This is a genomic window from Oscillospiraceae bacterium (genome assembly GCA_015068525.1).
Classification (GTDB): domain Bacteria; phylum Bacillota; class Clostridia; order UMGS1840; family HGM11507; genus SIG450.
Map to the genome: position 1 here is coordinate 73455 of SVKJ01000001.1, position 15321 is coordinate 88775.

Annotated in this window: 11 protein-coding genes; 7 read left to right on the top strand and 4 right to left on the bottom strand. The window is 34.0% G+C overall.

The genetic code is table 11. The features are described from left to right. Nucleotides 1–90 precede the first annotated feature (90 nt). On the bottom strand, nt 91–996 hold the full coding sequence (locus E7419_00255) for a LysR family transcriptional regulator (GenBank protein ID MBE7013621.1): 906 nt from the start codon (nt 994–996) through the stop codon (nt 91–93). Nucleotides 997–1088: 92 nt separating this feature from the next. On the opposite strand from E7419_00255, the gene E7419_00260 reads away from it, so the two are divergent. Together E7419_00260 and E7419_00265 are read left to right on the top strand one after the other, a co-directional pair. After that, nucleotides 1089–3161 (top strand): hydantoinase/oxoprolinase family protein, encoded by a 2073-nt coding sequence (locus E7419_00260; protein MBE7013622.1) that lies wholly within the window; start codon nt 1089–1091, stop codon nt 3159–3161. A gap of 15 nt (nt 3162–3176) precedes the next feature. Beyond that, complete coding sequence (locus tag E7419_00265; GenBank protein ID MBE7013623.1) at nt 3177–4829, top strand: hydantoinase B/oxoprolinase family protein; 1653 nt, start codon at nt 3177–3179, stop codon at nt 4827–4829. A 29-nt stretch (nt 4830–4858) separates the two neighbouring features. On the opposite strand, the gene cls is transcribed toward E7419_00265, so the two are convergent. Further along, nucleotides 4859–6076 carry a cardiolipin synthase gene (gene cls, locus E7419_00270; GenBank protein ID MBE7013624.1) on the bottom strand — a complete coding sequence of 406 codons (1218 nt, stop codon included), beginning with the start codon at nt 6074–6076 and terminating at the stop codon, nt 4859–4861. 101 nt (nt 6077–6177) lie between these two features. Between cls and E7419_00275 the strand changes: the two genes are divergently transcribed. The 3 genes from E7419_00275 to E7419_00285 all read left to right on the top strand — a co-directional run bounded on the left by E7419_00275 (nt 6178) and on the right by E7419_00285 (nt 9693). Further along, nucleotides 6178–7011 (top strand): pyridoxamine kinase, encoded by an 834-nt coding sequence (locus tag E7419_00275; protein ID MBE7013625.1) that lies wholly within the window; start codon nt 6178–6180, stop codon nt 7009–7011. Between the two features lie 150 nt (nt 7012–7161). After that, nucleotides 7162–7425, top strand: coding sequence for a 30S ribosomal protein S15 (rpsO, locus tag E7419_00280; GenBank protein MBE7013626.1), 264 nt, complete (start codon nt 7162–7164; stop codon nt 7423–7425). 141 nt (nt 7426–7566) lie between these two features. Then, a complete protein-coding gene (locus tag E7419_00285; protein MBE7013627.1) occupies nt 7567–9693 on the top strand; it encodes a polyribonucleotide nucleotidyltransferase in 2127 nt (708 codons plus the stop codon). 86 nt (nt 9694–9779) lie between these two features. Here the strand turns inward: E7419_00285 and E7419_00290 are convergent, their stop codons facing one another. After that, a complete protein-coding gene (locus E7419_00290; protein ID MBE7013628.1) occupies nt 9780–11216 on the bottom strand; it encodes a proline--tRNA ligase in 1437 nt (478 codons plus the stop codon). Between the two features lie 63 nt (nt 11217–11279). Beyond that, nucleotides 11280–11522 (bottom strand): sporulation transcriptional regulator SpoIIID, encoded by a 243-nt coding sequence (gene spoIIID, locus E7419_00295; protein MBE7013629.1) that lies wholly within the window; start codon nt 11520–11522, stop codon nt 11280–11282. A 403-nt stretch (nt 11523–11925) separates the two neighbouring features. On the opposite strand from spoIIID, the gene E7419_00300 reads away from it, so the two are divergent. After that, entirely contained in the window at nt 11926–14217 is a 2292-nt protein-coding gene (locus E7419_00300; protein ID MBE7013630.1) for a cupin domain-containing protein, read from the top strand. 357 nt (nt 14218–14574) lie between these two features. Further along, nucleotides 14575–15249: an anaerobic ribonucleoside-triphosphate reductase activating protein gene (locus E7419_00305; GenBank protein ID MBE7013631.1), complete on the top strand. Its 675-nt coding sequence runs from the start codon at nt 14575–14577 to the stop codon at nt 15247–15249. The last annotated feature ends 72 nt before the right edge of the window (nt 15250–15321 follow it).

The following is a 15321-nucleotide window of genomic DNA, read 5'->3' on the forward strand; positions in this document are numbered from 1 at the left end:
TCATTTAGTCTGCATATCAAAAAAAATTTTGTCACGGACTTTACAAAATCATATAAAGATTTTATCAAAAAAATTTGTTTAGAGTTATTCTTAAATTAAATCATCTCTTTTAGGGTTATACATTTTTGTTGCAACATTATAAAATTTTTGCATAGCAGAGGTGAACGCTTTGTTACTGTGATACCATACAAGTCCGAGTTTTCTTTTTTCTGCAGGGTGTTTGATTTTAGAAAAAGTTACATTTGATAAATTACATTCTTTTGCGGCACGCATTGTAGTAATGCTGATGCCGTATTTTTTTGATACCATTAAATCACGTAATGTATAGTCACAAGTCATAATAGTTTTTGGTATAATACCTGCCTTTTTCCACAAATAGTCGATAAATTGCTGAAGACTGGTATTTGAGTTAAGATTTATAAAGTCTTCATTTTTACATTCTGAAAGTGATATTTGTTTCTTGTTTGCAAAATGATGAGATTTATTCATAAGAATAACCATATCATCTTCATATAAAGTTATATATTCAATTTTTGACATATAGTTTTTTTCTATCTGATTTATGCTTCCAAGATAAAAGTCTATTTCTCCCGATACAATACTTTCATAGTAATTATTTTCTTCAATAGAGCTTATATGAACTTTAATCTCAGGATGAGCATTTTGAAAACATTCAATAAGTTCGTTCCACATATATGGGCTTAGTACTCCAAGATTTAAAGCCAGGTTATCATTTTTTTTAATTCTGGCAATTTCCCGTCTGCCGTTCTCAAGTGACAAAAATGCATCTTCAACATATCCTTTGAATATTTTGCCGTAAGGGGAAAGGACTATGTTTCTCCCGTTTCGTAAAAATAATTCTGCACCAAGATCCTTCTCAAGTTTTTTTATGGTTGCACTCAAAGCAGGTTGGGAAATGTGAAGTATGTCTGCGGTGCGGGATACGTGCTGATATTTTGCAAGTTTCAGAAAATATTGAAGTTGTAATAAATCCATATAACCTCCATAATATATAAATAAAAAGTTATAAATATATATATAATTATATATTTGTTTTTATGAAAAGTCAATAGTATAATTAATATATTATGACTATATTTATGCGGAGGTTATTTATGAACGAACGAAAAATAAGAATCGGAGTTGATGTCGGGGGAACAAATACCGATATATGTGCTATCGATGAAGCAACTGGCAAACTAATGGTTTATAAATTGCCATCATCTCTTTTTGATCAGTCAGCGGCAGTTGTTGAAGGTATTAATGCTATAGCAGATGAATATGGATTTTGCGGTAGTGATGTAAGTCGCTTTATTCATGGAACAACTGTTGCAACAAATGCAATTCTGGAAGCCAGAGGTGCTAAAACCGCTCTTATTACAACAAAAGGGTTCAGAGATTTGCTCGAAATTGGGCGTCAGAGAAGACCGGATTTATACAATTTGCAAACAGATAAGGCACCTGTACTCGTAAGCCGTGATTTAAGATATGAAGTAAATGAACGCATAGATTATAAAGGTGAAGTTATAACTGAAATTGATGAGGAAGAAATCGAAAATATAGTAAAAGAAATTCGTGACAAAGGGGTAGAAGCCATTGCAATTATGCTTCTTAACTCATACATAAATCCTAAGAATGAAAATAAAATAAATAAGGTTATTAAAAAACATTTTCCACAAGCTTTTCTGACTTCTTCAGGGGATTTATCCAAACAGTTCAGAGAATATGAGCGTCTTTGTGGTACTGTTATAAATTCATTTGTAGGTCCTGAAGTTAAAAAATATATGAATAATCTGAAAAAGACACTAGAAAAATCAGATATTCACAAAATATATATAAATCACTCAAACGGTGGACTTATGTCCATTGATGAATCTGTTAAATATCCTGTTAAAACCGCATTATCCGGTCCGGCAGCAGGTGTTGTTGGAACGCGTTATATAACAGAACTGATAGGAGAGGACAATCTTATTACAGTTGATATAGGAGGAACAAGTACAGATATCAGTCTTGTAATTGACGGAAAATTTGAATCTTCAGATGAAAAGGCAATAAGCGGTTATCCTGTGCGAATTCCATCTATTGATATTTCTACCATAGGTGCAGGCGGAGGAAGTATTGCATGGGTAGATAACGGTGGCGTACTGAAGGTCGGACCTCAGAGCGCAGGCTCAAGTCCTGGACCTGCTTGTTATGGGCAAGGTGGAGAAAATCCGACAATTACTGATGCCAGAGTTGTATTGGGACATCTTAACAATAAAACTTTATTAGGCGGAAGATTGCCAATAGATGCGCAGCTGTCTAAAAAGGCAGTGCAGAAAATTGCTGATATTATCGGAATGGGATTAACTGAAACAGCAAGAGGTATTATTCAGATAAGTAATTCAAATATAGTAAAAGAAATTAAAAACGTTACTGTTTCAAAAGGTTATAATCCTTCTGAACTATGTCTTGCGGCATTTGGTGGTTCAGGTCCGCTGCATGCAGCAGAACTAATCGAAGAAATGTCAATAAAAAAAGCACTCATTCCTAAAACACCTGGTCTTCTTGCTGCTTATGGATTGTTAACAGAGAATATGCGCCGCGATTTTGTGCAGACATGTGTAATGAATTTGTCTGAAAATTGCGAAAAAATCCTGATAGAGCAAATGGAAAAACTAAAAGAAGAAGCGGACGTCTGGTTTGAAGAAGAAAACATCAGCGAACATCTTCGAAAGAAAAGTTATTTTCTTGATATGCGATATAAAGGTCAGAATTATGAAATTCGTGTATCAGTAAATGAAAATGAACTTTCATGCGCTGAAAAACTGATAAAAACTTTTAAATCGGCTTATGAACGTTTGTATTCTTTTAGTACCGATGATACCGTTCAGATTGTTAATTTTGGATTATCTGCAACCGGTGATATAGTTTATCCTGTTATCAAAGAAGATGATTATATGGGAGAAGATCCTAAGTCAGCCATTATAGGCACAAGAAAAGTATATGGTGACAATGGAGAAGCCTGCGATTATACCTTATATGACAGAGAAAAATTACATAATGGAAATATCATATACGGTCCTGCTATAATTGAACAGATGGACAGTACTACCATAGTGTTTCCAAATCAAAAGGCAACTGTTGACAAATATCTCAATATGATTATTGAGCGCGGGTAAAAGGGGGCGGATAGAATGAAGAAGATAAATCCTGTTACTTTAGAAATAATTTCAAATGCTGTTACTTCTATAGCAGAGCAGATGGGTGTTATACTTGCAAAAACGGGTTACAGCACAAACATCAAAGAACGAAAAGATCTATCGGTGGCTGTTTTCAGTCCTGAGGGCAAACTTCTTTCTCTTGCGCAGCATATTCCCTTGCATTTTAGTTCATTATCGGGCGCGATTGACGTGCTTTTAAAAAAATATAAGCCGGAAGAAATATATGACGGAGATGTTTTTATAGCTAATGACCCTTATACAGGGGGAGGTTCTCATTTACCTGATATTGTTTTAGTAAAACCTGTTTTCTATAAAGGGAAACTTGCAGCATTTATGGTTAACACCGGACATCACGCCGACAGGAGCAGAAAAGGAACTACAATTTATGACGAGGGTCTTAGAATTCCTCTTGTCAAACTATATAATAAAGGTGAAATTGTCAGTGATGTTTTAGAACTTATTATGCTTAATTTTCAGATGAAATATGAGCGTAAAGGGGACTTGAATGCTCAGATTATAACCAATCAATTCGGTGCCGAAAAATTTGCGGAACTGATTGATAAAATTGGTTTTGATACATATGAAGCATTTTGTAAAAAATGGCTTGAATATGGCGAAAAAAAGGCTCGTAAGGCAATTGAGGATTTGCCTGACGGCGAATATCTTTTCGAAGACTATATGGATGATGACGGTATAGGCGGCGAAAGTGTTTTAATTAAACTTAAACTTATTGTTAAGGGCGATAACATTACATTTGATTTTACAGGTTCTTCGCCTCAGAACAAAGGCCCGCATAACTGCGTTGAATGTGCGCTTAAGGCGACTGTTTATTATTCTTTAATGGCTATACTCGATCACACAATTCCTGCAAATTCAGGGTTTTTTGACAGTATTAATGTAGTTGCAAAAGAGGGAAGTATAGTATGTGCGAGTGAACCTGCCCCAACTTCTGACCGTGAGTCCACTACACAACGAATAGCAGATGTAATTTTTGGCGCGTTTTCTAAAATAAATCCCGAAATGGTAACTGCTGCAGGAAATGGCGCAATGAGTTACTTTTCTTTTTCAGGATATGATAAGAGAACAGAACAGCCATATGTATATGTGGAAACAATTGGCGGAGGCAGCGGAGCACGGTTTAACAAAGATGGACTTGATGCTGTTCATGTGCATATGACAAACACTTCAAATCTTCCTGTAGAAGCACTGGAAATGGAATATCCTCTTATGGTTGAAAAATATGCTTTATCTGAAAATAGTTGTGGCGCAGGGAAATATCGTGGAGGTCTTGGTATAATAAGAACGATAAAAATTACTTCCGATAGTTCCGATACCATGCTCGTCAGCGCATCAACAGAACGAAGTAAAATTCGACCATGGGGACTGGCAGGCGGAAAAAGCGGGGGTAATGCCTCAATAAAAATATACAGAGATAACGAAACTATTCTTGATAATCCAAAACCAAGAAATATACAACTTAAGGAAAATGATGTTATCGAAATGATTACTGCCGGTGCCGGTGGATACGGAGATGTATCCATGCGTGATAAGAGTATTTTAGAAAAGGAATTAAGAGAAGGCATAATTGATGAAAACTGGCTAAAAGAGGCAGGATGCCTTGATTAATAAACCTGTATAAGAATAATCACCGTTTGCTATGCAAACGGTGAAAATATTTTAAGCACTTTTTCACAAAGTTTTTTTAAAAAACTTCTTTTTAAAAAACTTTCATATGTTAAAGAAGTGCTTTTTTCAACATCTTTTAAAAAGGCGTTTATGTTTGTTAGTGCAAAATCTTTATCATAAATAAATGCATTAACCTCATAGTTTAATGAAAAACTTCTTATATCAAAATTGCTCGTTCCTATTGATGTAATTTCACAATCAGTAATAATAGTTTTAGAATGTAAAAATCCATCGTGAATATAAAATTTTACTCCGCATTTTAAAAGTTCTTCAATATGCGACAAAGTTATATAATAAATATATTTTTTGTCAGGTTTTCCCGGTATCATAATCCTTACATCAACTCCTGACAGCGATGCCATTTTAAGACTTGCTTTTAAAGAATTATCAGGAACGAAATAAGGTGTTTGTATATAGATGCTTTTTTTGGCATTATTTATCATTTTAAGAAAGGAAAGTTTAATTTCCTCTTTTTTTGTTTCAGGATTTGAGGAAATAATCTGCATACATTTGTTGCCGCAAAAATTATATTCGGGGAAAAAAGAATTGTAATTTTCTTTACTTAGTCCTTTATTGGTGTTTACAAGGTCATTTAAAAATCTTGCCTGAAGGGAATAAACAGAAGAACCTGTAATTTTTAAATGGGTATCTCTCCATGGAGAGGGTTTTTTTAGTCCCATGTATTCAAGCCCGATGTTCATTCCTCCTATATAACCGATTTTACCATCTATAATTGCTATTTTCCTGTGATTTCTGTTATTTACCCTCAGTACACCTATAGGTCCTAAAAATCTGCAAACATTTCCTCCTGCTTCTATAAGTGGTCTGAACATTCTCATTGTTGTCTTAAAACTTCCCAGTTCGTCATATAAAAGGTTTACTTTTACACCTTCTTTGGCTTTCTTGCAAAGCAGATTTATAAAATCTCTTCCAAGCCTGTCATTTCTGATTATAAAATATTCAATATTCACAGAATGTCTGGCATTTAAAATATCGTAAAATAAACTTTTGTATTTTTCTTTTGCGTCAGTAAATAATACAAGAGAGTTATCTTTTGAAAAAATACTTTCTCCGTTTATAAGATTAAAAAGGATTAAATCACGATTTTTTCTTACAGTTTCGTTTTTTTCTTCTAAAATATCTTTCTTGTTTATAAGTAAATAATCATAAAAGGGGATAAAACTCATAATTTTCTCACTCTTTTTTTTAATTTATTATTGTTTTTTAAAAAGTTTTATATTAAAATAAATAATGGAAATAGATTTTTTATAAAAAAGGAAAGAAATAAATGAAAAAATTATTAAAACGAATTGCAGCCGTTAACGATCTGTCAACATTCGGTAAATGTTCTTTGACTGCAGTAATACCGACCTTATCTTCAATGGGTTATGAAGTTTGCCCCATTGTTACATCATATCTTTCATATCATACAGGTTTTTTGGAACCTGCAAATTTTGATTTATCTTATACAACAAAAGATATAATAGAAAAGCTTAAAAATCTAAATGTAGAATTTGATGCAGTTTTCACAGGCTATATTCCAACAGTGGAGCAGATGGAAACTGTAAAACAATTTATTATAGAAAACAAAATTAAAGGAAACCTTATTCTTATTGATCCTGTTTTAGGCGATGACGGAAAGTTATATACATATTTTGATAATAATACAGTGAAAAAAATGAGAGAATTATGCCTGTATGCAGATATTATAACACCTAATTATACGGAAGCCTGTTTTCTTGCAAATCTTCCTTATAAAGAAAAAATCACAAGAGAAAATGCACGAACACTTATAGACAGGATAAATGCAATGGGAATAGCAAATAAAATAATTATAACATCTGCCCCCATTGATGATAAAAACTGTATGATAGTTTCAGAACTTGGCGAAATGGAAATAGTGGAATGTGAATATGTAAAAGGTGAGTATTGCGGAGCAGGAGATGTGTTTTCTTCACTTGTTTTAGGCGAGTATTTAGGCGGTAAAAACATTCTCGACTCTGCAAATTGCGCTCATGAAATTTTAACAGAAATTATTAAGGAAACCTACAATATGGGAGGAACATGGGAACAAGGTTTAGTTTATGAAAAATTCTTTAAATTTAGAGAAAAAATAAATTGACAAACCTAAAATGTTATGGTAAAATGTTCTATGGTCGATATTCTTGGTTTAGTGCAGTATTACTGCACTTTGGGATAAAGCGGATAATTTCCGCACACCTTTGACCCTTTACTAAGATATCTGATAAATATAAAAAGGAGGTAAATTATTATGCTTAAAGAAAGAAAGCAGGAACTTATCACAACTTATCAATTAAAAGACGGTGATACAGGTTCTCCGGAAGTTCAGATTGCTATATTAACTGAAAGAATCAATCATTTAACAGAGCATCTTAAAACTCACAAAAAAGACCACCACTCAAGAAGAGGTCTTTTAATGATGGTTGGTAAAAGAAAAAATCTTTTATCTTATCTTATGAAAAAAGATATTGAAAGATACAGAGCAATCATTGAAAAGTTGAACATCAGAAAGTAGTTTTAAAGGGGCAAATATGCCCCTTTAATAATATTTAAAAATTTACAGGGGAGAAGATAGGGTTATAGCAATTAGATATGTGTTTTAAAAAAAGAATATATATCTAACTGCTAAAACCCAAACTCCCGAAAGGAGAAAAATATGTTTAAAGTTTATGAAACAACATTGGCAGGGCGTCCTTTTATTGTTGAAACAGGTAAAATGGCAGGATTGTCAAACGGCTCATGTCTTGTAAGATATGGGGAAACTGCAGTTTTAGTAAATGTAACTGCATCACAAAAACCAAGAGAAGGAATTGATTTCTTCCCTCTTAACGTTGACTTTGAAGAAAGATTATATTCAGTTGGTAAAATTCCTGGTTCTTTTATGAAAAGAGAAGGAAAACCTACTGACAAAGCAATTCTTACATCAAGACTTATTGACAGACCGATGCGTCCACTATTTCCTAAAGACTTAAGAAACGATGTTTCCATCGTTGCAACAGTTATGAGTGTTGAACAGGATAACTCTCCTGAAATTGCCGCTATGAACGGTGCAGCACTTGCAGTTGCAATTTCGGATATTCCGTTTAACGGACCAATCGGTGCAGTTAATATGGGTATATGTGACGGGGAATTCGTAATAAATCCAACAAGCGCACAAAGAGAAATTTCTACTCTTAATTTAACAGTTGCCGCATCAAGAGAAAAAATTGTTATGATTGAAGCAGGCGCTAAAGAAGTAAGCGAAGAAGATATGCTAAAAGCAATCGAAATCGCTCATGAAGAAATTAAGAAGATGTGCGACTTTATCGATATGATAGCAAAAGAAATCGGTAAAGAAAAGTTCTCATATGAATCAATCGATGTTAACCATGATTTATTTGATGATGTTGAGAAAAAATTTGCAGAAGATGTTAAAAAAGCACTTGTTATTATCGAAAAATCAGAAAGAGATAAAGCAATCGGCGTAATTACCGATGCAGCAGTTGAAGCATTTAAAGAAAAATACGAAGAAATCATTGAAGCTGAAATCGGCGAAGTAATGTATAAACTTCAAAAGAAAATAGTAAGAGCATGGTTAAAAGATGAAAGAAAAAGAGTTGACGGCAGAGGAATGGATGAAATAAGACCTCTGTCTGCAGAAGTTGACCTTCTTCCTCGTCCTCACGGCTCAGGTATGTTTACCCGTGGTCAGACTCAGGTTCTTTCTATAGTAACATTGGGACTTTTATCCGATATGCAGAAATTAGACGGAATTGACGAAGAAAGTTCAAAAAGATACATCCATCACTATAACTTCCCAAGTTATTCAGTAGGGGAAACAAAACCATCACGTGGTCCGGGAAGACGTGAAGTAGGTCACGGTGCTTTAGCTGAAAGAGCGTTAGAACCTGTTATTCCTTCCGAAGATGTGTTCCCATATTCTATAAGAGTTGTATCTGAAGTTTTATCTTCAAATGGTTCAACTTCTCAGGGAAGTATCTGTGGATCTACTTTAGCATTAATGGCTGCAGGTGTTCCGATTACTGCTCCTGTTGCAGGTATATCGTGCGGTCTTATTACTGATGATAACGGTTTTGCAACAATGGTAGATATTCAGGGCTTAGAAGACTTTTACGGAGATATGGACTTTAAAGTAGGTGGTACTAAAAAAGGTATTACTGCTATTCAGGTTGATATCAAAGTTGATGGTTTAACAATGGAAATAATAAAAGAAGCACTTGAAAAAACCAAGAAAGCAAGATACTACATTTTAGACGAAGTAATGTTAAAAGCAATTCCTGAAGTAAGACCTGAACTTTCAAAATATGCACCAAAAATTATGACAATGCAGATTGATGTTGATAAAATCAGAGATGTTATCGGCTCAGGCGGTAAAGTGATTCAGAAAATTATTGCTGATACAGGTGTTAAAATTGATATTGAAGATGACGGAAGAGTATTTATCGCTGCTAATGATACCGAATCAGGAAATAAAGCAGTTAAAATAATTGAAGGCATTGTTAAAGAAATAGAAGTTGGCGAAGTTTATACAGGTAAAGTTACAAGAATTATGGATTTCGGTGCTTTTGTTGAAGTTCTTCCTAATAAAGAAGGCCTTTGTCACATTTCAAAACTTGATTTTAAACGTGTTAACAAAGTAACAGATGTTGTTAATGTAGGTGACGAAATCGTTGTTAAAGTTATTGAAATTGACAAGATGGGAAGAGTAAATCTTTCAAGAAAAGATGCTTTACCAAAACCTGAAACAAAAGAAGAAGTTAAAGAAGAAAAAACTGAAGAATAATAAACAGTATTAAAAGATTTAATAGAAAAAATAAACCTATGATATTTTTCATAGGTTTATTTTTGTGTTAAAACATATAACTTTTTTTAATACGCTTTTCCCCAATATACCATTGATTTGGCTTTTTTTCCGCAGCATACACAGGTATCTGCTAATTCTTCCTGGTCAAATGGCATACATCTTGCAGTGGCAGTAGTGTCTTCCTTGATTTTATTTTCACATTCTACATCTCCACACCACATTGCTTTGACAAAACCTGGTTTTTCAGAAACAACCTTCTTAAATTCGTCATAATTTAAGGCAACGCTTGTGTTTTCTTCCCTGTGTTTAAGTGCTTTTTCAAACAGAGAATTCTGAATATCATCTAAAATTTGCTGAACTTTATCTGAAAGCTCATCAAGTGAAACAAATACTTTTTCTCTTGTATCACGTCTTACTAAAACACACTGGTTGTTTTCAATATCTTTAGGGCCGATTTCAAGACGAAGAGGAACACCTTTCATTTCATATTCCGAGAATTTCCATCCGGGAGATTTATCTGATGAGTCAATCTTAACTTTGAAAGAAGATGATAACTTGTCTTTCAGTTCATTTGCCTTATCTAAAACTCCTTCTTTATGCATAGCAACAGGTACTATAACAAGTTGAGTCGGAGCAATTTTAGGAGGAAGAACCAAACCACTGTCATCCCCGTGAACCATAATGATTGCACCAATAAGTCTTGTAGTAACACCCCATGAAGTCTGAAATACATTTTGTTTCTTATTGTCTTTATCTGTGTATTCAATACCGAATGCTTTTGCAAATCCGTCACCAAAATTGTGACTTGTTCCAGATTGAAGTGCTTTACCATCATGCATTAAACTTTCAATAGTGTAAGTAGCAACTGCACCTGCAAATTTTTCCTTGTCAGTTTTTCTTCCTTTAACAACAGGGATAGCAAGATATTCTTCTAAGAACTTTGCATATACATTGAGCATTTTAATTGTTTCTTCCTGTGCCTCTTCCTTCGTTGCATGAGCTGTATGACCTTCCTGCCATAAAAATTCTGCAGAACGAAGAAATGGTCTTGTTGTTTTTTCCCATCTTACAACTGAGCACCATTGATTGTATAATTTTGGTAAATCTCTGTGAGATTGTATAATATTTTTATAATGTTCGCAAAAAAGTGTTTCGGAAGTAGGTCTTACACATAATCTTTCCTGTAACTTTTCAGTTCCACCATGTGTAACCCATGCAACTTCGGGAGCAAATCCTTCAACATGGTCTTTTTCCTTTTGAAGTAAACTTTCAGGAATAAACATCGGCATATAAATATTTTCATGCCCTGTATCTTTAAACATTGAGTCTAAAACACTTTTTATATTTTCCCAAATGGCATAAGCGTATGGTCTTATAACACAACAACCTTTAACTGATGTATATTCAATAAGATCCGCTTTTTTTACAATATCTGTATACCATTTTGCAAAATCAACATCCATAGATGTTATTTCTTCAACAAATTTTTTATCATTAGCCATAATATAACCACCTTTACCTATCTATTTTAATTGAAAATCATATCAATGTCAATAGATTTAGAGTTATTTGTACTTTTTTCTGGTAGCCTCGCCGCCTCTTAAATGCCTTTCTGCTTTATTTAAATCAAGAACATCTCGTGCAGACAGGTATAACTGCCTGTTTATTTTTTTTAGACGCTCTGTCAAATCTTTGTGAACCGTGCTTTTACTTATATTAAAAACCTTTGCAGCATTTCGTACTGTCTGTTTATTATCTACTATGTATTTTGCAATATTAAGAGCGCGTTCTTCAATATTACCTTTCACTAAAAATCCCTCCAAAATAGATCTCTATAAATTATATGAGTGCTTATTTTAAGATATGATGTTAAAATAAAAACTTGACAAAATAAATAAAATATAGTATATTAATATAAAGGCGTTGACGAAGAGGGCTTAAAAATAGAGTTTTAAAGAGAAATGACGGTTGGTGCAAGTCATAAATGAGTTTTTAAGTTTGTAGCTTCTGAGCCGAAAGGAAGAAAGTATTATTACAAGTAGAACCTTTCCGTTATTGCTGCGTGAATGCATAAAGGTTGATTGACCTTAAGAGGCGGTTTTTAAATCGCAATTTGAGTGGTACCGCGGGTAATTTATTTACTCGTCTCAAAGTTTCAAATTTACTTTGAGGCGGGTTTTTTTATGCCTCACATAAAAGGAGAAATTTTCTATGCAGGATATTAAAATCAACGAGAAAATTAAAGAGATGGCTCAAAGAATAAAAGAGCTTCGTGAAATTGAAAATTATACACCGTCCTATATGGCTGAGAAAACAGGCGTTACGGTTGACGAATATTTAAAATGTGAAAACGGAGAGGCAGATCTTAACTTTGCTTTTATTTACCGTTGTGCATCTGTTTTTGGCGTAAACGTTACCGATATTATTGAAGGTATAAGTCCTAATCTTAAATCTTATACTGTAACACGTTCAGGAATGGGGCAACAAATTGCAAAAGCGCATGGTATGGTTTACCATAACCTTGCTTATGCATTCAAAAACAGAATTGCCGAGCCTTTATTTGTTGTAAGTAAATTTGACGAACAGGCACAAAATAAAGATATTGAACTTACAACACATACAGGTCAGGAATGTGATATAGTAATTGAAGGTCACCTCATGGTTCAGGTTGGGGAACATAAAGAAGTTCTTGGCCCTGGTGACAGTATTTATTATAACAGTGATACGCCACACGGTATGATTGCAGTTAACGGAAAAGACTGTACTTTTTATGCGATAGTATTAAAAGGTGATGGCAGTATAGCAGAAGATGCAAATTCTGAGGAGGTAACACCTGAACAAATTATAGGAACTGTTCACAGGGATACTAAAGACAGAGTATATCATAAATACATAGATATAGTTGAGGACGAGCAGGGAACTCCTACCTCAATTACCTTTAAGAACGAAGATAAGTTTAACTTTGCTTTTGACCTTGTTGACGAACTCTCAAGGCGTGAGCCTGATAAACTTGCAATGTTGCATATTAGTAAAGATAAAACTGAAAGACGATTTACTTTTACAGATATGAGAAAACTTTCAAATCAATGTGCAAATTATTTTGCATCCCTTGGAATTAAAAAGGGAGACAGGGTAATGCTCATATTAAAGCGTCATTATCAGTTCTGGATTGCAATGCTTGGCCTTAATAAACTTGGTGCGATTGCAATTCCTGCAGTTGACCAACTGCACGAGCATGATTTAACTTATCGTTTTGATTCAGCAGGAGTATCTTCAATTGTTTGTACTCACGATGGCGAAATTTCAGACCATGTTGATTTAGCTATAGAAAAATGCCCACAGGTAATAAATAAAATTATGGTTGGAGGAACTAAAGAGGGCTGGAGAAACTTTGATGAAGAGTTTAAGAGATTCAGCACTCACTTTGACCGTAACGAAGACTCTCCATGTGGTAATGATACAATGCTTATGTACTTCACATCAGGCACATCAGGATATCCAAAAATCGCAACCCATAATTATAAATATCCTCTTGGCCATTTCCATACTGCAAAGTACTGGCATAATGTTGATCCTGACGGACTTCATTTTACAATATCCGATACAGGATGGGCAAAGGCTATGTGGGGTAAACTATATGGTCAGTGGCTATGCGAAGCGGCAACTTTTGTATATGATTTTGACAGATTCGATGCAGCAGAAATTCTTCCAATGTTTGCAAAATATCAGATAACAACATTCTGCGCACCGCCTACAATGCTTAGAATGATGATTAAGCAGGATATATCCAAATATGATTTTTCATCAGTTAAGCATATGACAACTGCAGGGGAAGCGCTTAACCCTGAAGTTTACCGTCAATTTAAAAAGGCTACAGGACTTCGAATAAAAGAAGGTTTCGGTCAGACTGAAAGTACAATGATTATCGGTAATCTTGTAGGCAAACCTCATAAAATCGGTGCGATGGGTAAACCTGCACCTATATATAAGGTAGAACTTCACGATGCAGACGGCAATGAGGTAGCAACAAGTGAATCAGGAGAAATCGTAATTAATGTTAAAGACGGTGCTCCTTGCGGTTTATTCACAGGCTACTATGGTGACGAAGAAAAAACCAAAGAAGTATGGCATGACGGATATTATCATACAGGAGATGTCGCATGGCGCGATGAAGACGGATACTACTGGTATGTGGGCAGAGTGGATGATGTTATTAAATCTTCAGGATATCGTATAGGTCCATTTGAAATTGAAAGTGTTATTATGGAACTTCCTTATGTTTTAGAATGTGGTGTTTCTGCTGTTCCTGATGAAATAAGAGGGCAGATTGTAAAAGCAAGTATCGTGCTTGTTAACGGAACAACACCGTCAGAAGAACTTAAAAAGGAAATCCAGACCTACGTTAAAGAAAAAACTGCTCCTTATAAATATCCGAGAATTGTTGAATTTAAAGACAGTCTGCCAAAAACGGTAAGCGGAAAAATTCAAAGAAATAAATTATAAGTAGTTTAATAAATGAAAAGGAGGGTGTTTAAAAACTAAATTTTTAAACACCCTCTATTTTGGGGATAGGAAAAAAGCTTCAGAATGAACGAATTTAGCCAAAATCCTTCATTTTGGGTCACCCGAAGGCGTACTAAGTATGTCGAGCGGCTAAATTCGTTTATAGCAAAAAGTATAAATTCCAAAGATTTTTTAAAAAATCTTTACCTTGTTACAAAATAATATTTTATGTTATTTACAATGTGTTGTTTTTATCGGAACGACACATAGGCCGCTTGCTACTTTTTGCGGTCTGGAGTTTTTTAACATCCCCTTTTTTATTGTATAATGAATTCATCATTGTATGGAGGTAATTTTATGGAATTTGGCGGTTTTCAAAAATTAACAGTGCTTGACTTTCCCGGTCAGGTTGCCTGTATTGTATTTACAAAAGGCTGTAATTTCCGATGTCCGTTTTGTCACAATTCACTTTTAGTAGAGGGAAAATGTGAAACATATAAAGAAGAGGAAATTCTTTCATTTTTAGAAAAAAGAAAGAATGTACTTGATGGTATAGTGATATCAGGCGGAGAACCTTTAATGCACGATATAGAAGAATTTCTTGTTAAAGTAAAAAAATTGGGATATAAAATTAAAATTGATACTAACGGAAGTTATCCTGATAAACTTATAGGTTTGGTTGGAAAAGGGCTTGTTGACTATGTTGCAATGGATATAAAAAATGTGCCTGAAAAATACTTTGAAACTGCAGGTGTCAATTTTTATTATAACTTAATTGAGAAAAGTATTGATTTTTTACTGTCAGATAAAGTAGATTATGAATTTAGAACGACTGTTACAAAAGAATTCCATACACCCATAGATTTAGAGAAAATTTCTATGAGAATTTCTGGTGCAAAAAGATATTTTATTCAGAATTTTGTCGATTCAGGAAACGTATTTTCAAATAATTTAACACCTGTAAGCGAAGATGAATTAGAACAAATGGCTCAACGAGCGCAAAAATTTGTTCCCACAGTAAAAATACGATAAAAAAATAATATATATAGTGTTTTTGCTATTGACAACACAATATATATGTGGTAGAATGAATTCAGTTCGATT